Annotated in this window: 24 protein-coding genes; 12 read left to right on the top strand and 12 right to left on the bottom strand. The window is 65.2% G+C overall.

Annotation, left to right across the window (positions count from 1 at the left end; translation table 11 throughout):
* Positions 1 to 50 precede the first annotated feature (50 nt).
* Together gyrA and ACQR0Z_RS17040 are read right to left on the bottom strand one after the other, a co-directional pair.
* Positions 51 to 2,795, bottom strand: a complete 2,745-nt coding sequence (gyrA, locus tag ACQR0Z_RS17045) for a DNA gyrase subunit A (RefSeq protein WP_434919419.1) — start codon at positions 2,793 to 2,795, stop codon at positions 51 to 53.
* Between the two features lie 209 nt (positions 2,796 to 3,004).
* On the bottom strand, positions 3,005 to 3,499 hold the full coding sequence (locus ACQR0Z_RS17040; RefSeq protein ID WP_434859005.1) for a single-stranded DNA-binding protein: 495 nt from the start codon (positions 3,497 to 3,499) through the stop codon (positions 3,005 to 3,007).
* 473 nt (positions 3,500 to 3,972) lie between these two features.
* Between ACQR0Z_RS17040 and ACQR0Z_RS17035 the strand changes: the two genes are divergently transcribed.
* The 6 genes from ACQR0Z_RS17035 (at position 3,973) to uvrA (ending at position 11,850) form a co-directional block, all read left to right on the top strand.
* Positions 3,973 to 4,731, top strand: a complete 759-nt coding sequence (locus tag ACQR0Z_RS17035; protein ID WP_434877243.1) for an outer membrane protein — start codon at positions 3,973 to 3,975, stop codon at positions 4,729 to 4,731.
* A 193-nt stretch (positions 4,732 to 4,924) separates the two neighbouring features.
* Positions 4,925 to 5,680 carry an outer membrane protein gene (locus ACQR0Z_RS17030; RefSeq protein WP_434859007.1) on the top strand — a complete coding sequence of 252 codons (756 nt, stop codon included), beginning with the start codon at positions 4,925 to 4,927 and terminating at the stop codon, positions 5,678 to 5,680.
* 251 nt (positions 5,681 to 5,931) lie between these two features.
* Positions 5,932 to 6,717 (top strand): outer membrane protein, encoded by a 786-nt coding sequence (locus ACQR0Z_RS17025; protein WP_434919418.1) that lies wholly within the window; start codon positions 5,932 to 5,934, stop codon positions 6,715 to 6,717.
* 214 nt (positions 6,718 to 6,931) lie between these two features.
* Positions 6,932 to 7,660, top strand: a complete 729-nt coding sequence (locus ACQR0Z_RS17020) for an outer membrane protein (protein ID WP_434859009.1) — start codon at positions 6,932 to 6,934, stop codon at positions 7,658 to 7,660.
* Between the two features lie 291 nt (positions 7,661 to 7,951).
* Positions 7,952 to 8,587 carry an outer membrane protein gene (locus ACQR0Z_RS17015; RefSeq protein WP_434919417.1) on the top strand — a complete coding sequence of 212 codons (636 nt, stop codon included), beginning with the start codon at positions 7,952 to 7,954 and terminating at the stop codon, positions 8,585 to 8,587.
* A 269-nt stretch (positions 8,588 to 8,856) separates the two neighbouring features.
* A complete protein-coding gene (uvrA, locus tag ACQR0Z_RS17010; protein WP_434919416.1) occupies positions 8,857 to 11,850 on the top strand; it encodes an excinuclease ABC subunit UvrA in 2,994 nt (997 codons plus the stop codon).
* 186 nt (positions 11,851 to 12,036) lie between these two features.
* On the opposite strand, the gene ACQR0Z_RS17005 is transcribed toward uvrA, so the two are convergent.
* The 3 genes from ACQR0Z_RS17005 to ACQR0Z_RS16995 form a co-directional block, all read right to left on the bottom strand.
* Positions 12,037 to 12,363, bottom strand: a complete 327-nt coding sequence (locus ACQR0Z_RS17005; RefSeq protein WP_434877239.1) for a hypothetical protein — start codon at positions 12,361 to 12,363, stop codon at positions 12,037 to 12,039.
* 244 nt (positions 12,364 to 12,607) lie between these two features.
* Complete coding sequence (locus ACQR0Z_RS17000; RefSeq protein WP_434859013.1) at positions 12,608 to 12,910, bottom strand: hypothetical protein; 303 nt, start codon at positions 12,908 to 12,910, stop codon at positions 12,608 to 12,610.
* A 186-nt stretch (positions 12,911 to 13,096) separates the two neighbouring features.
* On the bottom strand, positions 13,097 to 14,095 hold the full coding sequence (locus tag ACQR0Z_RS16995) for a lipase family protein (protein WP_434877238.1): 999 nt from the start codon (positions 14,093 to 14,095) through the stop codon (positions 13,097 to 13,099).
* A gap of 266 nt (positions 14,096 to 14,361) precedes the next feature.
* Here ACQR0Z_RS16995 and ACQR0Z_RS16990 point away from each other — a divergent pair, with 266 nt between their 5' ends.
* On the top strand, positions 14,362 to 15,009 hold the full coding sequence (locus ACQR0Z_RS16990) for an HAD hydrolase-like protein (protein WP_434919415.1): 648 nt from the start codon (positions 14,362 to 14,364) through the stop codon (positions 15,007 to 15,009).
* 56 nt (positions 15,010 to 15,065) lie between these two features.
* Here ACQR0Z_RS16990 and ACQR0Z_RS16985 read toward each other — a convergent pair whose 3' ends face one another.
* The 3 genes from ACQR0Z_RS16985 to ACQR0Z_RS16975 all read right to left on the bottom strand — a co-directional run bounded on the left by ACQR0Z_RS16985 (position 15,066) and on the right by ACQR0Z_RS16975 (position 17,657).
* Positions 15,066 to 16,007: a cytochrome D1 domain-containing protein gene (locus ACQR0Z_RS16985; protein WP_434877236.1), complete on the bottom strand. Its 942-nt coding sequence runs from the start codon at positions 16,005 to 16,007 to the stop codon at positions 15,066 to 15,068.
* Positions 16,008 to 16,286: 279 nt separating this feature from the next.
* Positions 16,287 to 16,856, bottom strand: a complete 570-nt coding sequence (locus ACQR0Z_RS16980) for an SRPBCC family protein (RefSeq protein ID WP_434877235.1) — start codon at positions 16,854 to 16,856, stop codon at positions 16,287 to 16,289.
* 114 nt (positions 16,857 to 16,970) lie between these two features.
* Positions 16,971 to 17,657: a UPF0149 family protein gene (locus ACQR0Z_RS16975; RefSeq protein ID WP_434859018.1), complete on the bottom strand. Its 687-nt coding sequence runs from the start codon at positions 17,655 to 17,657 to the stop codon at positions 16,971 to 16,973.
* A gap of 36 nt (positions 17,658 to 17,693) precedes the next feature.
* Here ACQR0Z_RS16975 and ACQR0Z_RS16970 point away from each other — a divergent pair, with 36 nt between their 5' ends.
* Positions 17,694 to 18,125 (top strand): hypothetical protein, encoded by a 432-nt coding sequence (locus tag ACQR0Z_RS16970; RefSeq protein ID WP_434919414.1) that lies wholly within the window; start codon positions 17,694 to 17,696, stop codon positions 18,123 to 18,125.
* Positions 18,126 to 18,387: 262 nt separating this feature from the next.
* Here ACQR0Z_RS16970 and ACQR0Z_RS16965 read toward each other — a convergent pair whose 3' ends face one another.
* The 3 genes from ACQR0Z_RS16965 to ACQR0Z_RS16955 all read right to left on the bottom strand — a co-directional run bounded on the left by ACQR0Z_RS16965 (position 18,388) and on the right by ACQR0Z_RS16955 (position 21,693).
* Complete coding sequence (locus tag ACQR0Z_RS16965; protein ID WP_434919413.1) at positions 18,388 to 19,158, bottom strand: AAA family ATPase; 771 nt, start codon at positions 19,156 to 19,158, stop codon at positions 18,388 to 18,390.
* A 75-nt stretch (positions 19,159 to 19,233) separates the two neighbouring features.
* A complete protein-coding gene (locus tag ACQR0Z_RS16960) occupies positions 19,234 to 20,091 on the bottom strand; it encodes a PCC domain-containing protein (RefSeq protein ID WP_434919412.1) in 858 nt (285 codons plus the stop codon).
* 6 nt (positions 20,092 to 20,097) lie between these two features.
* Entirely contained in the window at positions 20,098 to 21,693 is a 1,596-nt protein-coding gene (locus ACQR0Z_RS16955) for an acyl-CoA synthetase (protein WP_434859022.1), read from the bottom strand.
* 268 nt (positions 21,694 to 21,961) lie between these two features.
* Here ACQR0Z_RS16955 and ACQR0Z_RS16950 point away from each other — a divergent pair, with 268 nt between their 5' ends.
* The 3 genes from ACQR0Z_RS16950 (at position 21,962) to ACQR0Z_RS16940 (ending at position 23,065) form a co-directional block, all read left to right on the top strand.
* Entirely contained in the window at positions 21,962 to 22,504 is a 543-nt protein-coding gene (locus ACQR0Z_RS16950; protein ID WP_434919411.1) for a DUF3828 domain-containing protein, read from the top strand.
* A gap of 8 nt (positions 22,505 to 22,512) precedes the next feature.
* Positions 22,513 to 22,785: a GNAT family N-acetyltransferase gene (locus ACQR0Z_RS16945; RefSeq protein ID WP_434877229.1), complete on the top strand. Its 273-nt coding sequence runs from the start codon at positions 22,513 to 22,515 to the stop codon at positions 22,783 to 22,785.
* A gap of 115 nt (positions 22,786 to 22,900) precedes the next feature.
* Positions 22,901 to 23,065 carry a DUF1127 domain-containing protein gene (locus ACQR0Z_RS16940; RefSeq protein WP_434859025.1) on the top strand — a complete coding sequence of 55 codons (165 nt, stop codon included), beginning with the start codon at positions 22,901 to 22,903 and terminating at the stop codon, positions 23,063 to 23,065.
* Positions 23,066 to 23,159: 94 nt separating this feature from the next.
* Here the strand turns inward: ACQR0Z_RS16940 and ACQR0Z_RS16935 are convergent, their stop codons facing one another.
* Positions 23,160 to 23,570: a DUF3597 domain-containing protein gene (locus tag ACQR0Z_RS16935; RefSeq protein WP_434919410.1), complete on the bottom strand. Its 411-nt coding sequence runs from the start codon at positions 23,568 to 23,570 to the stop codon at positions 23,160 to 23,162.
* A 401-nt stretch (positions 23,571 to 23,971) separates the two neighbouring features.
* On the opposite strand from ACQR0Z_RS16935, the gene ACQR0Z_RS16930 reads away from it, so the two are divergent.
* On the top strand, positions 23,972 to 24,883 hold the full coding sequence (locus tag ACQR0Z_RS16930; RefSeq protein WP_434919409.1) for a DUF2189 domain-containing protein: 912 nt from the start codon (positions 23,972 to 23,974) through the stop codon (positions 24,881 to 24,883).
* The last annotated feature ends 71 nt before the right edge of the window (positions 24,884 to 24,954 follow it).

The raw sequence follows: 24,954 nt of genomic DNA, 5'->3' as shown, positions 1-24,954 counted from the left end.
GGGACTATGATTCGTCCCCTACTCGCTACGCCCTGTTCGCCACTCGCACCTCATTCGCCATTCGCCGGTTCAGCCGCCCCGTTGCCGTTCTCCGTCTCCTCGCCGATGTGCTCGACCGAGACGACGTGCTCATCGTCAGCCGTGTTGAACACGATGACGCCCTGGGTGGAGCGTCCGGCGATGCGGATGCCGTCGACCGGGCAGCGGATGAGCTGGCCCTTGTCGGTGACCAGCATGATCTGGTCGCTGTCCTCGACCGGGAACGATGCGACCAGCTTGCCGTTGCGGTTGTTGACGGACATCGCGACGATGCCTTTGCCGCCGCGACCGGTCGTCCGGTACTCGTAGGATGAAGTGCGCTTGCCATAGCCATTGACCGACACGGTGAGCACCACCTGCTCCTGTGCCGACATCTCGACATAGCGCTCCTGCGACAGCTGGATCGCACCCGCGGCCGCCTCCTCGCTTTCGGTCTCGACCGGCTCCTCGGTCGTCGCGTCGCCCGACATCGCCCGGCGCATCTTCAAATAGGCCGTGCGCTCGTCCGAGGTGGTCTCGACATGGCGCAGGATGCACAGCGAGATCACCTTGTCGCCCTCGGCGAGCGCGATGCCGCGCACGCCCATCGAGGTGCGGCCCGTGAAGACGCGCACATCGGTGACGGGGAAGCGGATGCACTGGCCGCCGGCGGCGGTCAGCAGCACGTCGTCGCGCTCGGTGCAGATCTGGACGTTGACGATCTCCTCGCCCTCATCGAGCTTCATCGCGATGATGCCGGAGCGGCGCACGTCGACGAAATCCGACAGCTTATTGCGGCGGACATTGCCGCCGGTCGTGGCGAACATCACGTCGAGATTGGCCCAGGAGGACTCATCCTCCGGCAGCGGCATGATCGTGGTGATGCGCTCGCCCTGCTCGAGCGGCAGGATGTTGATCAGCGCCTTGCCGCGGCCGTTGGGGGCTGCGATCGGCAGCCGCCAGACCTTCTCCTTGTAGACCTGGCCGCGCGACGAGAAGAACAGCACCGGCGTATGCGTGGAGGCCACGAACAGCCGGCTGACGAAATCCTCCTCGCGGGTCTGCATGCCCGTGCGGCCCTTGCCGCCGCGGCGCTGCGCACGATAGGCCGACAGCGGTACGCGCTTGGTGTAGCCGGCGTGCGACACGGTCACGACCATGTCCTCGCGCTGGATCAGGTCCTCGTCCTCCATCTCGCCTTCCTGCTCGGCGATGACGGTGCGGCGCGGGGTGGCAAACTCGGCCTTGATCGCCGACAGCTCGGTCTTGACGATGTCCTGGACGCGGGCGCGCGAGCGCAGGATGTCCAGATAGTCGGCGATCTCCAGCGCGAGCTTGTCGAGCTCGTCGGAGATCTCCTCGCGGCCGAGCGCGGTGAGGCGCTGCAGGCGCAGATCGAGAATGGCCTTGGCCTGCTCGAGCGACAGCCGCGCGGTGCCGTCCGGATTGATGCGGTGGCGCGGATCGTCGATCAGGGTGATCATTGCCGCCACGTCCTGCGCCGGCCAGTCGCGCGACATCAGGGTTTCGCGCGCGGTGTTCGGATCGGGCGAGGTGCGGATAACGCGGATGATCTCGTCGATATTGGCGACCGCGATGGCGAGGCCGACCAGGATGTGGGCGCGATCGCGCGCCTTGTTGAGCAGGAACTTGGTCCGCCGCGTCACCACCTGTTCGCGGAACGCCACGAACACGCTCAGCAGATCCTTGAGGTTCATGGTCTGCGGCCGGCCGCCGTCCAGCGCCACCATGTTGGCGCCGAAATTGGTCTGCAGCGGCGTGAACTTGTAGAGCTGGTTCAGCACCACGTCCGGCACGGCGTCGCGCTTGAGCTCGACGACGACGCGGAAGCCGTCGCGGTCGGATTCGTCGCGCAGGTCCGAGATGCCCTCGATCTTCTTCTCGCGCACCAGCTCGGCGATGCGCTCGACCATCGAGGCCTTGTTGACCTGGTACGGGATTTCCGTGATCAGGATCGCCTCGCGATCCTTGCGGATGGTGTCGATCGTCACCTTGCCGCGCATCACGATCGAGCCGCGGCCGGTGTGATAGGCGGAGCGGATGCCGGCCCGGCCGAGAATGATGCCGCCGGTCGGGAAGTCCGGTCCGGGGATGATCTGGTTGAGCTCGTCGATCGACAGCGCCGGATTGTCGGTTAGCGCGATGCAGGCGTCGATGACCTCGCCGAGATTGTGCGGCGGGATGTTGGTCGCCATGCCCACGGCGATGCCGCCGGCGCCGTTGACGAGCAGGTTCGGAAACTTCGCCGGCAGCACCGACGGCTCTCGTTCCGAATTGTCGTAGTTCGGCTGGAAGTCGACGGTGTCCTTGTCGAGATCGTCGAGCAGCGACTGCGCGATCTTGGTCAGGCGCGATTCCGTGTAGCGCATCGCCGCCGGCATGTCGCCGTCGACCGAGCCGAAATTGCCCTGGCCGTCGATCAGCGGCACGCGCATCGAGAAGTCCTGCGCCATGCGCACCAGCGCGTCATAGACCGACTGGTCGCCGTGCGGATGGTATTTACCGATGACGTCGCCGACGGTGCGCGCCGACTTGCGGTACGGCTTGTTCCACTCGAAGCCGTTCTCGTACATGCCGTAGAGGATGCGCCGGTGCACGGGCTTCAGGCCGTCGCGCGCATCGGGCAGCGCCCGCGCCACGATCACGCTCATCGCGTAATCGAGGTAGGAGCGCTTCATCTCATCGAGGATGGAGACGGGACGAATGTCGGAAGGTCCGCCCGGCTCGCCGGGCTTCTCATCTTCTTTATCGGACAAAGGGGATACCGGTCGGTTTTGACACGCGAAAATCGCTTGGAATCATATAGCGCATCGCGTCGCGGCAGGCCACCCCTCCACGTTCCCGCGCGAAGGTTTTTATAGCCGCATTTCCAGCGACTTAACGAGATCTTACGTTGCGATCGACGGTGGCCGCGGGCGTCGCGCGCGGCCCGGCCGGAGCCGGGTTTCCCGCGCGCGTTTTCACCTCAGAACGGAATGTCGTCGTCCATGTCGCTGTTGCGGCTGGCGGCTGCCATCGGGCGGCGCGGCGCAGGCGCCGAGGACGGGCTGCTCATGCCGAAATCACCGCCGCCCGTGTCGTCGGCGAAGTTGCCCCCGCCTCCGCCGCCACGGCCACCGAGCATCGTCAAGGTCGAGTTGAAGCCCTGCAGCACCACCTCGGTCGAGTACTTCTCGACGCCGCTCTGGTCGGTCCATTTGCGGGTCTGCAGCGCGCCCTCGATGTACACCGTGGAGCCCTTCTTGAGATACTGCTCGGCGACCTTGCAGAGACCTTCGTTGAAGATCACCACGCGGTGCCACTCGGTCTTTTCCTTGCGCTCGCCGGTGTTCTTGTCGCGCCACGTTTCCGACGTCGCGATGCTCAGATTGGCGATCGGCCGCCCATCCTGCGTCCGCCGGATCTCGGGGTCCTTGCCCAGATTTCCGACCAGAATCACCTTGTTCACACTACCCGCCATCACACTCTCCCGCGGTTTTCAGATCACCGGGCCGGCTGTGGCCCACCGGCCTCTCGGCCCACGGTGGCTCACCCCTTCCTCTCGCGGCGGACCCTATACGGTTGCCGCGCCGGCCACCTGCCTTCTCGTCGCTTATCCACATATAGCAGGCCAGCGCCGATTGTTCCAGTTTTGTTCGCGCGACTGTGTATGCAACCATGCGTGGAGTTCCATGAAACCCGATGGAACCGGACGGCCGAGAAATGGAACCCTGAAAAGTTCCCGTGAATGGTCAAAAATTCTTTAACTTACATAAACTTAGATCGCCTCACTTCCTCCCCTCCTGTGGCTTTTGGGAGACGGTATTGGGGGTTGAATCGCGTATATTTTCGGATGGATTGAGGCCGCATCCGCGGTCGCACCCACTCACAGAATGTGCGCCTCCGGGGACCCTGTGGAGACGCCAAAGCGGGAGACTTGGGATGAACCTTGGGATGAAACGAATTTTTCTTGGAGCAGTCAGCTTGATGGTGTTGGGGTCGCTGACCCCCGCGAGCGCCGCTGATCTCGCCGCCCGCCCCTACACGAAGGCGCCGATGGCCGCGCCCGCGCCGCTCCCGACCTGGACCGGCTTCTATCTCGGTGTGCAGGGCGGCGGCGGCTGGGGCCGCAGCGACGAGACCTACTTCGGTGGACCGAACGTCGTCGGCTTCACCCCGACGCAGCGTTACGACTTCAACGGCGGCTTCGTCGGCGGCGTGGTCGGCTACAATTGGCAGGTCGACAACATCGTGTTCGGCCTCGAAGGCGACTACCACTGGGCCGACATCAACGGCCGTTCGGCCGAGATCAACGCCGGCTTCGGCGATTCCTACTTCACGCACCTGCGCGGCTTCGGCGACATCAAGGGCCGTCTCGGCTGGGCTGCAGGCCCCGCTTTGCTCTTCGTCAGCGGCGGTGCCTCGGTCGGAGACTTCCAGCATCGCTACGACCGTGGCCTGCTCGGACCGGCGTTCGGCGGCTCCGTCAACGATTGGCGTTGGGGTTGGACCGTCGGCGCTGGCGCCGAGTACATGTTCGCGGCGAACTGGTCGGCCAAGGTCGAGTACAATTACATCGACTTCGGCCGCAGCACGCTGCAGTACAACAACCCGCCGGTCGCCGCCAACCGCTCGGAGTGGAACGACACCATCCACACCGTCAAGGCTGGCATCTCCTATCACTTCGGCGGCCCGGCCCTGTCGCGCTACTGATCGCAACCTGAACTTGAATTTGTCGAAAGGCCGGCCTCGCGCCGGCCTTTTTTTGTGTGCTGGTCCCGACACTTGCTAGCCGGCTGTGTCGTTTGGGTGACGGCTTTTTCCGGTCAGAGGGGCTATCAAGGCGTCGCGGGTGGGCGTTGGTGAGAGCGTGCGTGCGGGCGTCGGACTAGGTTTGGGGAATGCGATGAGAAGTCTGTTGCTGGGGGCGACAACTTCGCTGGCGCTGGGGCTTGCGCCGGCCATCGCTGCCGACTTGCCCGCGCGCACCTTCACCAAGGCGCCTGCGATGATCGCTGCGATCTATGATTGGAGCGGCTTCTACGTCGGCCTCAATGCCGGCGGCGGCTTCGCCCGCACCTGCTGGACCAACAACGTCACCTTCGGCGGCGTGGCCGCCACCAACGCGGAGGGTTGCCACGACGCGACCGGAGCATTGGCCGGTGGCCAGATCGGCTATCGCTGGCAGGCAGGCGGCTGGGTGTTCGGGGTCGAGGCCCAGGGCAATTGGGCCAACCTCAAGGGCAGCAATGTCAGCCAGCTCGCCCCGGCCGTGACCAACCAGACCAAGATCAACGGCATCGGCGTGTTCACCGGCCAGATCGGCTACACCTGGAACAACGTGCTCTGGTACGTGAAGGGCGGCGCCGCGGTCGCGGGTGAGAAGTACAACGGCCTGGGCACCGCCACCGGTGCGCTGATCGACCAGTCCAGCGCCACGCGCTGGGGCGCGGCCGTCGGCACCGGCGTCGAGGTCGGCTTCGCCAAGAACTGGTCGGTGGCTGCCGAATACGAGCACCTGTTCATGGGCAACCGCACCCTCGGCTTCTCGGGAGTCCCCGGCGGCGCGCCGAGCCGGACCGACCAGGTCGGCCAGGACGTCGACATGGCCACGGTGCGCGTCAACTATCGCTGGGGCGGCCCGGTCGTCTCCAAGCACTGAGCGCCTGAGTACACAGCCTATTGACAAGCCGGGAGACCCGTCTCTGGCGGGCACGGCGGTTGCCGTCGGCGCGAGGGCATGAAGACATTTTTAATCAACTTTTAAGCATCTGCGTCAGATCCGTGGCGCCAACGCCCGCGGTCACAACTTTTAGAAAACAGTCTTCCCTACAACCAGCCCCAGGCCACGTCCGCGTGGATCCGGATCGGAGGGATCCGGCGCAAGGGATGATTTGGACTGGGGAGAGACACATGCAAAAGACGACCTTGATCTTGACCGCCAGCGCTGTCGCGCTTGGCGTGGCACCCGCCTCGGCTGCCGACTTCGCGGCCCGCACCTACAACAAGGCCCCGCCGCCGGCCTATGTGACGCCGCTGCCGAGCTGGGCCGGCTTCTATCTCGGCATCAATGGCGGCGCCGATTGGAGCCGCAACTGCTGGACCCTGAACAACGTCGCTGGCGTGCCGGTGGTCCCGACGCAGTCGGAAGGCTGCCACAGCGCGACCAGCGGCCTGATCGGCGGCCAGGTCGGCTACCGCTGGCAGGCGGCGAACTGGGTGTTCGGCGTGGAAGCTCAGGGCGACTGGACCGACCTCAAGAAATCCAACGCCAGCACCGCTGCACTCGCCGCCGGCGTGACCAACACCACCAAGACCGACGCCATCGGCCTGTTCACCGGCCAGGTCGGCTACGCCTGGGGCAACGTGCTCTGGTACGTGAAGGGCGGCGCCGCCGTGGCCCATAACAAATACACCGGCACGGCGAACACGGCCCTGATCGTCCCCGTGGGCACGCAGCTCGACTCCACCAGCGAGACCCGCTGGGGCGGCACCGTCGGCACCGGCGTCGAGTTCGGCTTCGCGCCGAACTGGTCGGTCGCGGTCGAGTACGATCATCTGTTCATGGGGTCGCGCGACATCAACTTCCCCGCCACGGCGACGGTGGCGGCGCGGACCGATACGATCAAGCAGGACATCGACATGGCCACGGTCCGCGTGAACTATCGATTCGGCGGTCCGGCGAGCACCCGCTACTGAGGCAAACTCGCCGCTCGATACCGCTTCAAGAAGGCCGGCCCCAGCGCCGGCCTTTTTCGTGTCAGGAGCCCGGCGTCGGAGCGGCCATTTCGTGATAAATATATGATTTATAACGCTTTTTTGGCCTTGTGGCTGAAGCGTTACAGCCTCATCGAAGGCCCGCGTGTATGACTTCCCCATCGCTAGTCAATCCAACTCCTTGGGGGAGAATTTGATGAAGAAGTTGCTTGTGATCACGACGGCCCTCGTTGGTATCGCAACCGCCACCTCCGCTTCGGCGGCCGACATGGCGGCCCGTCCGTACACCAAGGCGCCGCCGATGATCGTCGCCATCAACGATTGGAGCGGTTTCTACCTGGGCATCAACGGTGGCTATGGCACGAGCCGCAATTGCTGGACACTGGCGGATGGCCGTGCCGAGGGCTGCCACAACGCGACCGGCGGCACCGTGGGCGGTCAGTTCGGCTATCGCTGGCAGATGGGCCAGGTCGTGTTCGGTCTGGAGGCGCAAGGCAATTGGGCCGATCTGACCGGCAACAATGCCACGCCGCTGTTCGTTCCCGACCGCAACCGCACCAAGCTCACCGCCTTCGGCCTGTTCACCGGCCAGATCGGCTACTCCTTCGGTGACGCCCTGCTCTACGCCAAGGGCGGCGCGGCCGTGACCGACACCAAGTACGAGATCTTTTCCGGCGTGGTCAACACGGTGCTGGCCACCACGACCGTGCACAAATGGGGCGCCTCCGTCGGCGCCGGCGTCGAATACGCCTTTGCGCCGAACTGGTCGGTCGGCTTCGAATACGACCACCTCTTCATGGGCACCACGAACGTTCCGTTCCGCGGCGCGGTCTTCACCCAGAACGATAACATCAAGCAGGATGTGGACCTGTTCACGGCGCGCTTGAACTATCGCTTCGGCGGGCCAGTCGTCGCGAAGTATTGATCGGCCGTTACTCAGTTGTGTTTTGAGAAAGGCCGGCGCTCAGCCGGCCTTTTTTGTTGCCCGCACGCCACCTCCGCAGCCCTGTCACACAGGGAACCAAGCCATTGTGTGACAAAGGCTTTCGGGAACCCACCCGTAAAAACGCGGTTTCGTCCCGAGTGTGGCTTCAGGGTGACGGCAATCCGCTCGGAACCGGGCTATAGGACCCCCGTCAACTTGAACGGGTGAGTCTGTTTCGTGCGTAAGACTATCGGTGCGACGCGGACTTCAAGGACTAAACTGGAGACAACAATGAAGAAGATCCTGCTCGCGACCGTGGCCATGGCCGCCCTGGCCGCTCCCGCTGCCGCCGCCGATCTCGCTGCGCGCCCGACCTACACCAAGGCCCCGGTGCTGGCGCCGGTTCCGACCTGGACCGGTTTCTACATCGGTGCAATGGGCGGCTACGCCACCGTTGAAGACAACGGCCCGGATGGCGGCCTCGCTGGCGGCACGATCGGCTACAATTGGCAGCAGGGCGCCGTCGTGTTCGGCCTCGAGGCCGATGCCGCTTGGTCGAGCATCAAGGCGACCGGCGTGATCCCGGGCTTCCTGGGCACGTTCGAAACCAAGATCCAGGATACCGGTAGCGTTCGCGGCCGCATCGGCTACGCTTTCGGCCCGACCCTGCTGTACGCCACCGGCGGTTTCGCTTGGGCTGAAAACAAGCTGAGCAACACCTTCCTGGGTGCCACGGTGTCCGACAGCAAGTTCCACACCGGCTGGACCGTCGGCGCCGGCGCCGAGTGGATGTTCGCGCCGCAGTGGTCGCTGAAGGGCGAATACCTCTACAAGAGCCTGAGCAGCGAGAACTACTTCGCCAACAACATCCCCTCGGGCACGCTCAACCTGCACACCGTGCAGGTCGGCGTGAACTACCACTTCTAAGAACGACGCCTTCGGGCCAACGCACACAGCCTCCGCTCGCAAGGGCGGAGGCTTTTTCTTTGGCCGGAAGTCGCGAGCGGAACCGTCCGCTCCTGCCAGTCGCTGCCATTCGCCAAGCGCATTGTTGATGATTCGCCTGCGGCACTGGAAATCCGCCCTCGTTCTTCCTACGTTCCGACGATACCTTTTCCCCTCTGGCGTCCGATTGCCGGCTTCCGGCGTAACGCGCCTGCAACGATGGCGCAGCCTTGCGCCGTGGGACGATCGTCATGGATGAAGTGCTCAAGGCCAAGCAGCGCGCGCAAGCCAACTCGTCGAGCCTGCGGGCGATCACCATCCGCGGCGCCCGCGAGCACAATCTGAAAAACATCGACGTCGAGATCCCGCGCGACAAGCTCGTGGTGTTCACCGGCCTCTCCGGTTCCGGCAAGTCCTCGCTCGCCTTCGATACGATCTATGCCGAGGGCCAGCGCCGCTACGTCGAATCGCTGTCGGCCTACGCGCGCCAGTTCCTGGAGATGATGCAGAAGCCGGATGTCGACCAGATCGACGGCCTGTCGCCGGCGATCTCGATCGAGCAGAAGACGACGTCGAAGAATCCGCGCTCGACCGTCGGCACCGTCACCGAGATCTACGACTACATGCGCCTGCTCTGGGCGCGCGTCGGCGTGCCCTACTCGCCCGCGACAGGCCTGCCGATCGAGAGCCAGACGGTGTCGCAGATGGTCGACCGCGTGCTGGCGCTGCCCGAGGGCACGCGCCTGTATCTGCTGGCGCCGGTCGTGCGCGGACGCAAGGGCGAGTACAAGAAGGAGCTCGCCGAATACCTCAAGAAGGGTTTTCAGCGCGTCAAGATCGACGGCACCTTCCACGAGCTCGCCGAGGCGCCTGTTCTCGACAAGAAATTCCCGCACGACATCGACGTCGTCGTCGACCGCATCGTCGTGCGCCCCGACATCGGCCAGCGCCTCGCCGAAAGTTTCGAGACCGCACTGAAGCTCGCCGAGGGCTTGGCCGTCGTCGAATTCGCCGACGCCCCCGCCTCCGCTGCGCCGGCGGAGGAGAAGGAAAAGAAGAAGACGGCAAAAATTCACGACAAGAGCGGGCCCGAGCGCATCCTGTTTTCGGAGAAGTTTGCCTGCCCGGTCTCCGGCTTCACCATCCCCGAGATCGAGCCGCGGCTGTTCTCGTTCAACAATCCCTATGGCGCCTGCCCGGAATGCGGCGGCCTGGGCGTCGAGCAGCATGTCGATGCCGACCTCGTCATTCCCGACAAGGATGTGACCCTGCGCAAGGGCGCGATCGCGCCCTGGGCCAAGTCGTCCTCGCCCTATTATTTGCAGACGCTGACCGCGCTCGGCAAGTTCTACAAGTTCACGCTCGACACCAAGTGGAAGGACCTGCCGAAGAAGACGCAGAACGCGCTGCTGCACGGCTCCGGCGATGACGAGATCAAGTTCACCTATGAGGACGGCGTCCGCTCTTACGACACCAAGAAGCCGTTCGAAGGTGTCATCACCAACATCGAGCGCCGCTTCCGCGAGACCGAGAGCGAATGGGCGCGCGAGGAGCTCGGCAAATATTTCAACGACGTGCCCTGCGCCGGCTGCAAGGGGTTCCGGCTGAAGCCCGAGGCGCTGTGCGTCAAGGTCGGCGGCAAGCATATCGGCGAGATCTCCAACCTCAGCGTCAAGGCCGCAGGCGAATGGTTCGCCGAGGTGCCGGCCCAGCTCAACGCGCAGCAGACCGAGATCGCCACGCGCATCCTCAAGGAGATCCGCGACCGCCTGACCTTCCTGCTCGATGTCGGCCTGAACTATTTGACCCTCGCCCGCTCCTCCGGCACCCTCTCCGGCGGCGAGAGCCAGCGTATCCGCCTGGCCTCGCAGATCGGCTCGGGCCTGACGGGCGTGCTCTACGTGCTCGACGAGCCCTCGATCGGCCTGCACCAACGCGACAATTCCCGGCTGCTCGACACCCTGAAGCGGCTGCGCGACCTCGGCAACACCGTGATCGTCGTCGAGCATGACGAAGACGCGATTCGTCTCGCCGACTACGTGCTCGACATCGGCCCCGGCGCCGGCACCCATGGCGGCCACATCGTCGCCGAGGGCACGCCCGCCGAGATCATGCGCAACCCGAAGTCGCTGACCGGCAAGTATCTCACCGGCGAGCTAGAGGTCGAGGTGCCCGAGCGGCGGCCGCCGAACCATCGCCGCACCATCAAGGTCGTCAACGCGCGCGGCAACAATCTCAAGAACGTCTCGGCCGAGATTCCGCTCGGCCTGTTCACGGCCATCACCGGCGTGTCCGGCGGCGGCAAGTCGACCTTGCTGATCGACACGCTGTACAAGGCGATCGCGCGCAAGCTCAACGGCGCCAATGAGGCGGCCGCGCCGCACGACCGCATCGAGGGCCTGGAGCACATCGACAAGATCATCGACATCGACCAGTCGCCGATCGGCCGCACGCCGCGCTCCAACCCCGCGACCTACACCGGCGCGTTCACCCCGATCCGCGAATGGTTCGCGGGCCTGCCGGAGGCGAAGGCGCGCGGCTACGAGCCCGGCCGCTTCTCCTTCAACGTCAAGGGCGGCCGCTGCGAGGCCTGCCAGGGCGACGGCGTCATCAAGATCGAGATGCACTTCCTGCCCGACGTCTACGTCACCTGCGACGTCTGCAAGGGCAAGCGCTACAACCGCGAGACGCTCGACGTCCTGTTCAAGGGCAAGTCGATCGCCGACGTGCTCGACATGACCGTCGAGGAGGCCGCCGAGTTCTTCAAGGCGGTGCCGCGCGTGCGCGACACCTTCGAGACCCTGCGCCGCGTCGGCCTCGACTACATCCATGTCGGACAGCAGGCCACCACGCTCTCGGGCGGCGAGGCCCAGCGCGTCAAGCTCGCCAAGGAGCTGTCGAAGCGCGCCACCGGCCGCACGCTCTACATCTTGGATGAGCCAACGACGGGCCTGCACTTCCACGACGTCAAGAAGCTCCTGGAGGTGCTGCACGAGCTGGTGGCGCAGGGCAACACGGTCGTCGTCATCGAGCACAATCTCGAGGTCATCAAGACCGCCGACTGGGTGATCGACTTGGGCCCCGAAGGCGGCGACGGCGGCGGCGAGATCGTCGCCTGGGGCCCGCCGGAAGACATCGTGAAAGCGCCGCGCAGCTACACGGGACAATTCCTGAAACCGGTGCTGGAGAAGTCGGCCAAGCCGAAGAAGCGCGGGCGTGGCGCGGCGAGCGAGGCGGCGGAGTAATTATTGTTTGATCGTCCTCGCGAGCGAAGCGACGCGATCCAGAGCCAAAGGCGGGACTCTGGATTGCTTCGTCGCTGCGCTCCTCGCGATGACGGCTGAGTCGGCGGTGCCGTCCACCAAGAAGAAGCCCGCCGCTCAATTAAGAGCAGCGGGCTTGGTCGTCCTATCTCTCACTCAGAACTCAACTCACCAGCGGTAATACCCGCTCCGCGTGCCGTTGTTGTTGCCGCCCGGGCCGACGTCGCCCTGGGTCGAGCTCGGGGTCGGGTGGTTGGTACCGTTGTAGCCGGCGCCCCAGCCCGGGCCGTAATACGGGCCCGGCGCGACGGCGACGTAGCCTTCCTCGTAGACCGGGGCCGGTGCCCAGGCGTAGGAGTCGCGATAGGCGTAGTTGCTGGTGACCTGGCCGCCATAGCCATAGCCGCCGGGGCCGTACTCGCCGGCCGAGGCCGCCGCGGTGCCGGCAATGACCGTGACAGCGGTCAACGCCGCCAAACCAAACATGCGCGTCATGAACTTGCTCCTTCGTTCCTAATTATCGCGGAGCAAACAACGTAAGTACCTCATGGGTTCCGCGCGAGGCCGCGACAATTGCTGCGACACAGCGCATCGTTCACGTTGACGCGATCGGGTGATCCGGGCTGAGACAAGCTCTGCCTGCACAGAGGCGGACGCGACAAGCCCGCCGCTCGTGTCCGAGCGACGGGCTTTCACCTCACGCGTACTCACTCACGCGCACTAACTCACGCGATGGCGATTACCACTGGCGATAGACGCCGGTCAGCGTGCCGTTGTTGTTGCCGGACGGACCGACGTCGCCCTGGGTCGAGCCGGGGGTCGGATGGTTGGTGCCGTTGTAGCCGCGGCCCCAGGCCGCCGGACCCGGCGCGTAGACCGGCGCAGCCGCGGCGCCATAGACCGGCTCGGAATCGTAGCTCTGCGCCGGTGGCACGAAGGCCATAGAATCATTGTATCGGGCATAGCCCTGTGCCGATGCGGCGGCGGTGCCGATAACGAGGGTGGCAGCGGCCAGCGCGGCCATCTTGATCGTGCGTTGCATGTGAATCTCCTTGCTTGCGTGCGAGGTAAACGGCCGCGGTGCGGCAGACGTTCCCGCAGCGCACGCTCACAAAAGCCGTGAGGCAATCGTGATCGGACACGCGACGATCGCCTCTTGCAGATCCGAAGATTCGGGTCTGCAAGAGTCACGTCGCATGCCGGAGAATGCAGCGTCGCGCCGGTGCGATCACGCCGCCACGGCGACCGCGCGCGGACGCGCGATGCCCGTCGTGGTCGTACCGGGGAGATTCGGCCCGGCCTTGCCGACAACGTGCTTGAAGTAGACGTTCTGCATCGAGTGCATCAGCCCTGCTTCATCGGTCCACGCTGCCGCGGACTGCAGCGGCTCGGCCCAGACGTCCGGATTGCTCGGCGCGATCTGGGTGTAGCCGAGCTTGGCCACGACGGCCTCCACCGCCAGGACGGCGAGATAGATGCTGAAATCGGTGTGCTCCAGGCTTGGGTACGGCGCCGGATAGGTGTTCTGCAGCGTCTGAAGATTGGCCCAGCCCATCGGCACGGCGTCGTTGCTGTTGACCGCCGCATAATAGGTGAATTGCTGGGCGAAGCGCGTGGCGAACGCCGCGTTCCACATCGTCGGCGCAGCGAATGTGTGCGGCCACAGCTTGAACGAGACCGGCCCGGCCTTGGGCAGTTGATCCTGCAGCCACGCGGTGGCCGCGACGGCGAGCGCGCCGCCGAGACTGTGGCCCGTCACCGTCAGGTCGAGCGGGCCGGACTTCGCAAGGCCGCGCAGATAGTCCAGCAGCGAGATGTCGGTGACCGGATCGGTCAAGCCGATCGCCAGAGCCAGCGCGCCGTTCAGCCCCGACGAGATCTGCGCCTGCGCGGCACCGGCCGCGAGCGGCTGTTGCGGATACAGGAACGGCACCGTGAAGAACGCCTCGAGATCGGCGCCGATGTTCTCGAAGGTGCCGGAGACGGAGCCATCGACATCGGTGCCGCGGAAGGCGAGCCCATAGCTGCCGTCATTCCCCTTCGCGACATAGGCGAGCACGCCGTCATTCACGGCCGGGCCCCAGCACAGCGACCACGGGCCATTGGCCGGTCCGGACGGAATGGCCTGCAGATATTGCGCGAAATCGTTGGCCTGCACCGTCGCCAGCGCGTCGTCGATATAGGCGTAGTAGGACAGGTACGCGGCTGCGTTTTTGTTGAAGGGCATCTGAAATCTCTCTGATTTGAAATAAGGGAGCGACGAGACTGAAAACAAGTTTGCGACAAGGGGCGTGAGCCCCTCGGCGCACGCTCATCATACGCCAACAACCAGCGCAGACTCATCACAACACGTTCAACTCCAGGTTATCGACGATGCTCCCGGCAGCTCATGCCACAGGCACCTGCGGCGTGGACGCGCATGCTGGCGCGCAACGGCCCTCATCGGGTACCTTCGACCGCGATCGTCCTCAGCACGGCAGTGTCTCACCCGCGATGCCCTACGCTCTCGTCATCTTCGATCTCGACGGCACGCTTGCCGACAGCTTTCCGTGGTTTCGGCTGCACGTGAACACCGTCGCGAGGCGCTACGGCTTTCGCGAGGTCAGGGACGAGGACATCGACGGCCTCCGCCACGCCTCGACCCGCGAGATCCTCGACTTCCTCGAAGTGCCCGGCTGGAAGCTGCCGTTCATCGCGCGGCACGTGCGCCAGTTGAAGACCAAGCACGCCGCCAGCATCCCGCTGTTTGCGGGCGTGGACATCATGCTCGACCGGCTGGCCGCCAACGGCACGCGCCTCGCGCTGGTCTCCTCCGACAGCGAGGCCAATGCGCGCCAGAAGCTCGGCGCGCGTGCGCGGCTGTTCGCCGATTTCGACTGCTCTGCCTCGGTGTTCGGCAAGGCGCGCAAATTCCGCCGCGTCGTGAAGCGCGCGCGCGTCGCTCCCCAGGCGGCGATCGCGATCGGCGACGAGACGCGCGACATCGAAGCCGCCCACGCCGCCGGCATCGCCTGCGGCGCGGTGACCTGGGGCTATGCCGCGGAGAAGGCGCTGCGCGATCGCAGCCCGGACTACGTGTTCACGCGGATGGAGGAGATCGCGGAGCGGCTGGTGGTGTCGCCTGCGACGCCGAACGGCTGAGCGCCAGACTATCGGCTTGGCTCGCAATGACGGACATCGGTTGGAAGACCACAAGCCTACCGCCGCAGGAATGCGCCGAAGGCGCGCGGGCCGTTGCCGACCTTGATCTCGCCGGTCACCTTCAGCGTTGCGACATCGATGACGCTGAGGATGTTGCTTTCCCAATTGGCGACGATGATGCGGCGGCCGTCGGCGGTGGCTTCGATGCCTTCGGGATAGTCGCCGACAGTGATCCGCTTGAGCGGCTGCAGGCTGGCGACGTCGAACACGCTCACCGTGCCGTCATACTGGTCGGTGACGAAGCCCCTGCCCTGCGCCAGCGCCACCGCATAAGGCCGCAGGCCGGTCTTGACGCGGGCGACCTCGCGCCCCGCGGCGAGATCGATCACGGAGACGTCGTTGGAGCCGACATTGGCGGTGTAGGCGCGGCGGCCATCGGCATCGATGGTGACGCCGAACGGCCGCGTGCCGACCTTGATGGTCTTGAGCCGCTGGCGCGTGGCGGTGTCGATCACCGAGAGCTGATCGTCGTCGCGGTCGGCCGACAGCAGTAGCTTGCCGTCGGGCGTCACCGCGAGCCCCGATGGCGAGGCGCCCACGGCGATGCTGTTCGTCATCGTACGCGTTCCGGTATCGATCACCCGGATCGCCGCATTGTACCAGTCGGCGACATAGACCGTCGCTCCGTCGGGCGCCACCGCGATCCCGAGCGGGCCGCCGCCGACCTCGACGCGGCCGACGACTTTTCGTGCCGTCGCATCGATGACGCTGACCGTCTTGTCATCCGGGCTCGCCACATAGGCAAAGCGGCCGTCGGCCGCGACCGCGACACCGGCCGGCTTGCCGCCGATCGGAATCGTCGCGACCGGCGTCGAGGTCGCAAGGTCGACGATCGTGAGATCGTCGCTGAGCTGGTTGGTGACGAAGGCCTCCTCGGAGTGGAGCGGCAGGGCGCTGGATAGAAAAGCTCCGATGGCAGCTAACGCGAGACTGCGCACTCCCCGACAGACACGAGATATCGCGTCTCGGACGGTGAGCCCCCTCGCCCCGCTTGCGGGGAGAGGGTCGGGGTGAGGGGGACTCTCCGCAAGTCTGGTGTTTGAAGAGTCCTCTTCACCAGCCTCGCATCTTCGACGCGATCTGAACGAGGGACTACGAGGCCGATCGCGAATACTTCCCGTGCAGCTGCCCCTCACCCCAGCCCTCTCCCCGTAAGGACGGGGAGAGGGAGCGCAGCGCTTCCTGAGCGACATATCTGCTCTCTAGCTGGCAAGCTGTCAGCTCCCGCTCTCCACCTTTTTCTTCAGCCCTTCCAGACCGCCCTTGTACAGCCCGCTCACCGCATTCACGGCGGCTTCGTCGTTCAGCTCCGGCGGCGGGTCGTTGTTGGGGAAGCCGCGATAGAACGCGCCGGTCCATTCGACGACGCTGCCCTTGCCGTCGGCGCTCGGGGTCACCGCGATGGTCGACGAGTAGTTCGTCACCGGCAGGACCTTCACGTCGACCGATGTGATGCGGTACGAATAGCTCATCTTCTCGGCGTCGTATTTATAGAGCTCCTCGTCGACGGTCGCGCCGCCCTTCAGGGTCAGCTTGCGCGTCGCGCCGATCTCGTTGCCCTTGTCGCCCTCGGTCTTGTCGACCGGGCCGAGCCAGCTCATGTCCTGGAAGTTGCCGATCACGGCCCACACCTTGGCCGGCGCGGCGTTGATCTCGACATGCTCCTGCACCTTGCGCCGGGTGGGCCCATGCGCGTCCGCACTGGTCAGGGCCGACATCGTCAGGGCCGTCGTTGCGATCGCGAGCGCCGCCATTGCGGCCAGCGGCTTGCCGAACACCATCCTCATTGCATTTCCTCGGTCGTTCTCATTGGCCACGTCATCGGCGCGCGGCAGCCTCATCTTTGCACCGCTCCGGATTGTTGCAACAAAAAAGACCGTGTCGTGGCGGCCGGCGCCCGATCAATTCGCGCCGCAGCAGCGCTTGTATTTCCGGCCGGAACCGCACGGACAGGGATCGTTGCGGCCAGGCTTGCCGCGTGAAGCAAACGGATTGGGGATATCGACAAAGGCAGGCGTACCTGGCAATGCCGCTCCGCTATGCCGGTATTGATAAAGCGTGATCACCGCGTCGCGGATGTTTCTCGGCGCGTTGCGGCTGAGATTGCGATATTCAGCGGGGTCGGGGTTCTCGTCCAGGGTTGCACCGATCATCATCATCAGGCCCATCGCGGCGATGGCGACTTCGCCGCCCACCCGCTCATAGGCATCGAACCTTTCGCGACGCAGGTCCGTGGCCGCGGCAAAGCCGTCGATCCACAACTCCCAGACGATGTCGCCAGTCTCGGGATCGACCGGCAAACGCGGCTGGTACAGCTCCGGCGTGCGCGCCAGCGTTTGCGCGATATCGCCGTGATAGGCTCTCACGAGGTCCAGCACCGCATTGGCATGGTCGATGCTCGCGAACACCGTGCGCTGTCCCTTGCCGAACCCGAACGCGGCTGCAAACCATTCACCGGGCGGCACGTGTTCGGGTAGGATCAGAAGGCCGGCGATGAACCCATCGAGTTCCTCCAGCACCATGGCGCGATCATCGAGCGCGAGGAGCGCCTGCTCCAGCGCGTGATGAGAGTTGGTCTGCTCCGTCATCTGCACCCGACCTGATTTGCCCGACGGCCAACCGCGATGCCGTTCAGTGGTGGGTTTGACACCAAAACAGCGCTGCGCGCAAAATCTAAATTTCAACGCGCGATCAACCGCATCACCCCTGTCCAGTCGCCTGGTGAAAAATATTCCTCTTTCGCCTTTGCCGAATTTCGGTTTTCATGTCGCCGTCCTGCTCTCACGAGAGGGGCGCTTCGCGGTCGTCACGGGCGTGGAGGGCGGGATGCGATGGACGTCACGGGCCCGGTGCTTTTGCGCAAGACGACGGGTTGCGGGGCGGACGGCGAAATCGTGTGGTCCTGGCCTCCCGACGCTGAGGTCAAGCCAGCGCTGATGCTCACGCATCGCGCCGGTGACGGTGGCCAGAAAGCCCGGCGCACCGAGGAGAGCGCGTATAAGCCGGTCAAAACCGTCGCGCAGGGAAGGCCGGTTGCTCGGCCAATCCTGTGGTGACTGCCGCCTGCTTTTTTTGCTGCAGGCGGGCCATGGGTGCGGCCTGCACCCGGCCTTCCCTGCGCCCTCTCACTTGAGGAGGGCGGAATGAACAGCAAAGCTCGGATGCGGATGCATCGCGAGAACGAGGATTCATGTGTCTCCGTCATCGCGAGGAGCAACGCGACGAAGCGATCCAGAGCCACGGCGCAGCCCTGGATTGCTTCGCTTCGCTCGCAATGACGGCGGAGCAAGCAATCGGATCTTCACTGTTCAGCATACGTCACTCCGCGAGCACGCCCTGCACGAACCCGTCCGGGTCGCTGCAGAACTCGCGCATCGCCTTGAAATGATCGGTGTCCTGCACCCGCACCGGCTCCAAGCCGTGTTTTGTCAGCCGCAGCAGCGTGGCGCCCGGATAGGCCATCAACACCGGCGAATGCGTCGCCATCAGCACCTGGCAATGGCCGGCCTCGTCCATCCGCCGCATCAGCTTCAGGAACTCGATCTGCCGCGCCGGCGACAGCGCCGATTCCGGCTCGTCGAAGATGTAGAGGCCCTGGCGCTGGCAGCGCTCCTCGAAGAAGCGCAGGAAGCCTTCGCCATGCGAGTGAGACAGGAAATCGGGCGGCGGCCCACCCAGCGGATCGTCCAGCGCGGCCTCGTCAAGATAACGGGCGACCGAGAAGAAGCTCTCGGCGCGAAAGAACCAGCCCTGCGTGATCTTGGGCAGCCAGGCCGCGCGAAAGGCCTTGCCCAGCGCGCCACCCATGCGCTCGACCGCGCGGGCGTGATCGACCGGCCTGTAGCCCTTGCCCCCGCCGGCCTCGTCGTAGCCGGCGAGCGCGGCGATGCCCTCCAGCAAGGTCGACTTGCCGGTGCCGTTCTCACCGACGATGATGGTGATGGCGCTGGTGAAGCTCAGCTCGAAATCGTCCTGCAGGAACGGCAGGCAAAACGGATAAGCGACCCGATCGCCAATCTTCGCCGGATCGAGCCACAGCCGCTTCAGATAGGGTGCGCGCAGCCGGATCTCACGCTGCTTTCTCGCCATGCCGTCTTCGCAACCTCAGTGACACCATCGGCAATTTCGCACATCGAGGCGCGGTCCGCTAGCACGGCCATCGAGCTAAGCCACGACCTCCAGCACCAGCTCCATGGTCATCAGCACCGGATTGTCGCCGCGGATCAAACGGCCTTGCGCCAGCGCGCCGGTGTAGTCGACCAAAGCGATGTCGAGCGTGGCTTCGAGACCGTCAGCGCCAGGCGCGATGGCGCCGGACTTAACGGTCAGCTCGGTGGCGAACGGCTCGACGATAGGCCCATCTGCGAAGCGTGCGCCGATGGTCGAACCGACGCCGCCCCGTATCCTTGCTTCACGGATCTCCTGCGAGCGACAGAACTGTTCCAGACAGCCCGCAAAATCCTGGTTGGGCCGCAGCCGCAGCGCGAAGGCGCGTCGCTCTGCTTTCGTCTCGCGCGGCGCAGCCGCCACCGGTCCGAACAGCTTGAAGCCCGTCTCGGGATCAGGCTCGGCCGCGAAGATCGCGCCATCGAGCCCGAACGCCTCGACCTCGAACGGCTCGGCGACGATCGTCTCCTCCGGCAGAATGTGCCCGCCCCCATGACGCCCGCCCTCTTCCGTCCACAGCGCGTGGCAGTGGAAGAACGGCGCGCCGTCGCGGATGCCGAGCGTCATCGTCCCGGTCGTCAGATGCGTGACACCGGCCGGGCGATAGGTCTCGCTATAGAACGCGGCGTAGTCCGGCGTCTTCGACAAGGCCGGCATCACATAGGCGAACGGCCCGAGCGCGCCGCGCTTGAACTCGAGCACGCCGCCGGCAAAGCCTTGGGCCGCGAAGCCGCGATGCGCAGCCTGCAGCAGGGGCCGTCCCGGCTCCATGGTGAAGGTGAAGGCGCGGCCGCGCGCCTCGACGAATTGAATTCGCTCGGCGACCGGCGCGCCCGGCTGGGTGATCGATCGCATCAATGCTCAGCCTTGCTTGGTGAGATCGAGCAGCCCGCGCGCCTCGAGCTCGTCGCGCACCAGGCGCTTGGGGATCTTGCCGTAGCCAGACTTCGGCAGCGCATCCCAGAAGAAGAACCGCTTCGGCATCTTGTAGCGCGGCAGCTTGGTCGCGAGATAGCCGGCGATATCGCTCTCGCTCGGCGCTGTCGCGCCCTCGCGGACAACGCAGACGGCGACACCGACCTCGCCCCATACAGGATCGGGCACGCCGAGCACCGCGACCTCGCCGATATCCGGATGCGTCAGGATCTTTTCCTCGACCTCTCGCGGATAGATGTTGGAGCCGCCGGAGATGTACATGTCGGACGCGCGGCCGGTGATGTAGACGAAGCCATTCGCGTCCATGTGGCCGAGATCGCCGGTGCGGAACCAGCCGTCGCGAAACGCCTTCGCGTTCGCTTCAGGATTGTCGTAATAGCCAGCGAACACCGCCGGGCCGATGACGCAGATCTCGCCGGTCTCGCCGGGCTTCCGCTCGCGGCCCTGATCGTCCTGGATCGAGACCTGCATGCCCGTACGCTCATAACCACAGGTGCCGATCCGCGCGTCCGGTCCATCCTCTTCCTCATGCGCCGCGGCCGGCAGCACGGTGATGTTGCCGGTGACCTCGCCGAGGCCGAAATATTGCACGATGACCTTGCCGAGCCGCGCCAGCGCGCGCTTCTGGTCCTCCCGATACATCGGCGCGCCGGCATAGATCACGTGGCGCAGCGAGGAATGGTCGAACTGATCGACGGCGGGATGCTCGACCATCATCTTCAGGATGGTCGGCACGGTGAACAAATTGCTGACGCGATGCGTCTCGATCAGGCGGAAGGCCTCCGTGATGTCGAACTTCTCGCTCGGCAGCAGTACTGTCTTGGCGCCGCGCGCGCTCTGCATCAGCTGATGCACGCCGGCGCCATGTGACAACGGCGCAACGACCAGCGAAGCGTCGTGCTCGGTGGTGCCGGGCGTCAGATCGGCGAGATGATTGGTGATGACGAACGCCATCTGGCCGTGGGTCAGCACGGCCGCCTTGGAGCGGCCGGTGGTGCCGGAGGTGAAGAAGAACCAGCAGGGATCGTCGTGCTCGACCGCGGCGTTGGCCATCTCGGCACCCGCATGCGCGGCCATGGCCTCGGCGACGGCGCGCGTGCCGAAATGGCCGCTCTGGCCGATGCACCAGGTGAACGACGTGGTCGTCACCGCCGCGGCGTGCTCCGGAAAATCGCCGTGGCAGAGGAACGCCTTTGCACCCGACGCCGTGGCGAGATACGCGACTTCGTCCGGCATCAGACGGAAATTGGTGGGCACCCAGACCGCGCCGAGCCGGAACGCGGCGAACATCGAGACGAACATCTCCTCGCAGTTTTTCGAGTGCACGAGGATGCGATCGCCCTTGGCGATCCCCTGCTCCGCCAGCGCCGACGCCAGCGCCGAGACCATCGCGTCGATCTCGCGCCAGGTCCAGGACCGCTCGCCCCAGACGAAGCCGGCGCGGTCGCCGAGCCGGCGGCCGTTCTGGGTGACGATATGCGCGAGGTTCATGACCCGGCGGGACATCCGCAGATGCGTCATCGACGAACCCTCGTGCTGACGGCCCGGATGAAAAGACCCGTGAACAGGCTCATATGGACGCGTCCCCTCGGTCGATTTGTCGGGCGATCTCAGCCGCCCGGTCCCTTGAAGCCTGTTTATCCCGGTCCCGCGCGCCCTCGCAAGGCCGCGCGCCCCATTGCACCCATGCGGCCGTGCCATTCGAACGAATGCGGATGCCGTGCGACAAATCCGTGCCGGCCGCGCATTCCCGATTTCACCGCGCGCCGAATCTGATTTGAGGACATCCATGATCGATCGTCGTTTCCTGCTTCTCGGCTTCGCCAGCATGCTCGCCGCGTCCCCGCTTTCCGCGCAGACGCAAGCGGCCAATGATCCCGCTGCAATCATGACCGCGATCTACACCCGCGTCGCCAAGGGCAAGGGCGAGGACGGCGGCAACTTCGTCATTGAGGACAGGAAGGCGCGGACGAAATATCTGTCGAAGGCGCTGGCCGCCGAATGGGCCAAGATGGATGCCCGCACGCCGAAGGGCGAGGTGGGCGCGGTCGATTTCGATCCGATCACCAATTCGCAGGATCCAGACGTCGCCTCGTTCAAGGTGACGCCCGAGAAACAGGAGGCGGACAAGGCGACGATCGCGGTGACGATCGCCGGTCATCGCGACGACCGCAAGGAACAGGCCGACAACGTCATCCGTTACGACTTCGTGCGCGACGCCGGGCAGTGGAAGATCGACGACATCCGCGGCGCCATCGACGGCAAGCCATGGTCGATCCGCTCGATGCTGGCCGATTTCATCAAGCTGACCGATAAACCGAAACGAAAGTAGAATGCCCCATGACCGCCGTCCGCGACAACAAGGCCCGCAGCCGCTTCGAGCTCGACGTTGAAGGCAGCATGGCCTTTGCCAATTACAGGGCCACGCCGCAGGCGGTCGTCATCACCCACACCGAGACCCCGGTGGCCTTGCGCGGCCGGGGCATCGCCTCCGAGTTGGTCAAGGGCGCCCTGGAGCTGATCCGCGCCGACGGCCACAAGGTCGCCGCCGGCTGCAGTTTCGTCGCCGATTACCTCCGCGACCACCCGGAGAACCAGGACATCATGGCCTGAGAGCCCCGTAGAACTACCGGACGTGGCGTTTGCACCGCGCCTTTAACTTCATGGCTACCCGGATGGATCAGCAATCCCCCGCCGAACAGACAACCAGACCAATGGGGAGAGGCTCATGTTCATCACTGCCATTTTCGACGTTGTTAAGCGCTACATGCACTATCGCGCCCAGCTCGCCTGCCTCGAGCGGCTCGACGACCGCACGCTGCGCGACATCGGTGTCAACCGCGACCAGATGTATGCCCAGGCCTGGGCACGCGCGGCCGTCGTGCACGCCTGAGGCGTTCGCACGCAATCCCGCATCATTCGATCAAAGACGACAAAGGCCCGCACGATGGCGGGCCTTTCGCTTTTTTGCAGCTGAGCCGAGCTGCTCAGTGCTTGATCTCCGGCGGCAGCTTGCCGCCATTGGCCGCGAGCTTGCTCATCACCTGCTTGTGCAGCCAGACATTCATGCTGGCGGAGTCGTTGGTGTCGCCGCTGTAGCCGAGTTCCTTGGCGAGTTCCTTGCGCGCGGCAAGGCTCGAATCGATGTCCAGCGCCTTCATCAGGTCGACGATCGAGGTCCGCCACTCCAGTTTCTCATGCTTGGCGGCCGCGGCCTTGTCGACGATCGAAGCCACGTCGATGTTTTGCGGCGCAGCGGCGGGTGCCGTTGCCGGGGCTGCAGCCGCGCCACCGGCCGCCGGCGCGCTGCCGCCTGCAGCGGGCGCACTGCCGCCGGCCGGAGCAGCCTCGGCATGATGGCCGAAAATCGCGCTCATGATCTTTCCGAAAACGCTCATCAATGGCTCCCAAAAGATAGTGATCGAATGAAGAACTCGGCCGGCGGTGTTCCGTTGCGGAGCGGTCCGACGAAGCCTCTTCGTGCCCCGATCGCCTCCCAACCCGGACAAGGCGACGATTGTGAAGCTTACCGAAGGCGGAATGACGGCGGAATGACTTTGTCCGGGGAATGCGCAGCTTCGTGGCCTTCCCGCATCGCATCAATGCACTGCGACAGACACAGCTGTCACCGAGCCGTGAGTATGCGCGGCCACAATCGCCATTATGCTCTTCGCTTCCGTTCGCGAATGGCCGTCACCCTGGGTTCGTCGCGTCTGGCCATCCGCGAATCCTCCAACGAGAAGCGCAGCCCGCCTGCGTGGTTGGGAAGCGCCCTGTGCAAATGAGGGAGCAAACGACGATGGCCACCACCCATAGCAATGTCGCCTCTCACGTTCGGCCGGCCGGCGATGTCGCCGCCGAGATCACGATTCGCACGATCGATGTGTCGAGCTTGATGCGCGCGCTGCGGCTCGGCTGGGACGACTTCAAGGCCGTCCCGAGTCACGCCGTGATGCTGTGCGCGATCTATCCCGTGCTCGGCCTTGTGCTGGCGCGTGCGGTCTTCGGCTATGCGGTGTTGCCGCTGCTGTTTCCGCTAGCCGCCGGCTTCGCCCTGCTCGGCCCGTTTGCCGCGCTCGGCCTCTACGAACTCTCGAGCCGTCGCGATCGCGGCGAAGAACCGAGCGCCTGGGATGCGCTGGACGTGCTGCGCTCGCCGTCGTTCGGATCGATGCTCGGATTGGGCACTCTGCTCCTGGCCTTGTTCGTGACCTGGGTCGCGACAGCGCAGGCGATCTACGTCTCGGTGTTCGGCTATGGCGGCGCGGCGGGTGTCGGCGATTTCCTGCACCGCGTGCTCACGACACCGCAGGGATGGTGGCTGATCGCGGTCGGCTGTGGCGCGGGCTTCGCGTTCGCGCTGCTCGCGCTGTGCCTCAGCATCGTCTCCTTCCCGTTGATGCTCGACCGTCACGCCGGCGCACTGGACGCCATGACGACCTCGCTGCGCGTCGTGGCGCAGAACCCGGTTCCCGTCGCCATCTGGGGTCTGATCGTCGCAGTGCTGCTGGTCGTCGGCACGATCCCGTTCTTCCTGGGGCTCACCGTGGTGATCCCGGTGCTCGGTCACGCCACTTGGCATCTCTATCGCGAGGCCATTGCCGTCCACCCGGACGCGGTCACGATCGTGCCGCCGCCCGCGCGTCCGTCGAAGCCGGCGGCGGATTTTCCGGCCAACCTCTTCCCGTGGCGGTCGCGTGACGGGATGTGAACTGGCCGATGCAACGATGCCTGCCGCCGGCCTTGCGGGCCGGCGGTCGTGCTTAGGACGGACGGGAGCGG

It is taken from the genome of Bradyrhizobium sp. HKCCYLS3077 (genome assembly GCF_051167555.1).
In the GTDB taxonomy this organism is placed as follows: domain Bacteria; phylum Pseudomonadota; class Alphaproteobacteria; order Rhizobiales; family Xanthobacteraceae; genus Bradyrhizobium.
The sequence above is the reverse complement of the archived record's forward strand: the minus strand, read 5'-3'. Positions and strand labels throughout refer to the sequence as shown.

Bases quoted from the DNA above. Each gene is read 5' to 3' on its own strand.
- ACQR0Z_RS16945 (WP_434877229.1), top strand. From the start codon at position 22,513: ATGACCGCCGTCCGCGACAACAAGGCCCGCAGCCGCTTCGAGCTCGAC.
- ACQR0Z_RS17015 (WP_434919417.1), top strand. From the start codon at position 7,952: ATGAAGAAGATCCTGCTCGCGACCGTGGCCATGGCCGCCCTGGCCGCT.
- ACQR0Z_RS16975 (WP_434859018.1), bottom strand. From the start codon at position 17,657: ATGACGGAGCAGACCAACTCTCATCACGCGCTGGAGCAGGCGCTCCTC.
- ACQR0Z_RS16960 (WP_434919412.1), bottom strand. From the start codon at position 20,091: ATGCGATCGATCACCCAGCCGGGCGCGCCGGTCGCCGAGCGAATTCAA.
- ACQR0Z_RS17025 (WP_434919418.1), top strand. From the start codon at position 5,932: ATGCAAAAGACGACCTTGATCTTGACCGCCAGCGCTGTCGCGCTTGGC.
- ACQR0Z_RS17005 (WP_434877239.1), bottom strand. From the start codon at position 12,363: ATGACGCGCATGTTTGGTTTGGCGGCGTTGACCGCTGTCACGGTCATT.
- ACQR0Z_RS16980 (WP_434877235.1), bottom strand. From the start codon at position 16,856: ATGAGGATGGTGTTCGGCAAGCCGCTGGCCGCAATGGCGGCGCTCGCG.
- ACQR0Z_RS17020 (WP_434859009.1), top strand. From the start codon at position 6,932: ATGAAGAAGTTGCTTGTGATCACGACGGCCCTCGTTGGTATCGCAACC.
- ACQR0Z_RS16940 (WP_434859025.1), top strand. From the start codon at position 22,901: ATGTTCATCACTGCCATTTTCGACGTTGTTAAGCGCTACATGCACTAT.
- ACQR0Z_RS17035 (WP_434877243.1), top strand. From the start codon at position 3,973: ATGAAACGAATTTTTCTTGGAGCAGTCAGCTTGATGGTGTTGGGGTCG.
- ACQR0Z_RS16965 (WP_434919413.1), bottom strand. From the start codon at position 19,158: ATGGCGAGAAAGCAGCGTGAGATCCGGCTGCGCGCACCCTATCTGAAG.
- ACQR0Z_RS17040 (WP_434859005.1), bottom strand. From the start codon at position 3,499: ATGGCGGGTAGTGTGAACAAGGTGATTCTGGTCGGAAATCTGGGCAAG.
- ACQR0Z_RS16995 (WP_434877238.1), bottom strand. From the start codon at position 14,095: ATGCCCTTCAACAAAAACGCAGCCGCGTACCTGTCCTACTACGCCTAT.
- ACQR0Z_RS16930 (WP_434919409.1), top strand. From the start codon at position 23,972: ATGGCCACCACCCATAGCAATGTCGCCTCTCACGTTCGGCCGGCCGGC.
- ACQR0Z_RS16990 (WP_434919415.1), top strand. From the start codon at position 14,362: ATGCCCTACGCTCTCGTCATCTTCGATCTCGACGGCACGCTTGCCGAC.
- uvrA (WP_434919416.1), top strand. From the start codon at position 8,857: ATGGATGAAGTGCTCAAGGCCAAGCAGCGCGCGCAAGCCAACTCGTCG.
- ACQR0Z_RS16970 (WP_434919414.1), top strand. From the start codon at position 17,694: ATGCCGTTCAGTGGTGGGTTTGACACCAAAACAGCGCTGCGCGCAAAA.
- ACQR0Z_RS17030 (WP_434859007.1), top strand. From the start codon at position 4,925: ATGAGAAGTCTGTTGCTGGGGGCGACAACTTCGCTGGCGCTGGGGCTT.
- ACQR0Z_RS16950 (WP_434919411.1), top strand. From the start codon at position 21,962: ATGATCGATCGTCGTTTCCTGCTTCTCGGCTTCGCCAGCATGCTCGCC.
- ACQR0Z_RS16935 (WP_434919410.1), bottom strand. From the start codon at position 23,570: ATGAGCGTTTTCGGAAAGATCATGAGCGCGATTTTCGGCCATCATGCC.
- ACQR0Z_RS17000 (WP_434859013.1), bottom strand. From the start codon at position 12,910: ATGCAACGCACGATCAAGATGGCCGCGCTGGCCGCTGCCACCCTCGTT.
- ACQR0Z_RS16955 (WP_434859022.1), bottom strand. From the start codon at position 21,693: ATGACGCATCTGCGGATGTCCCGCCGGGTCATGAACCTCGCGCATATC.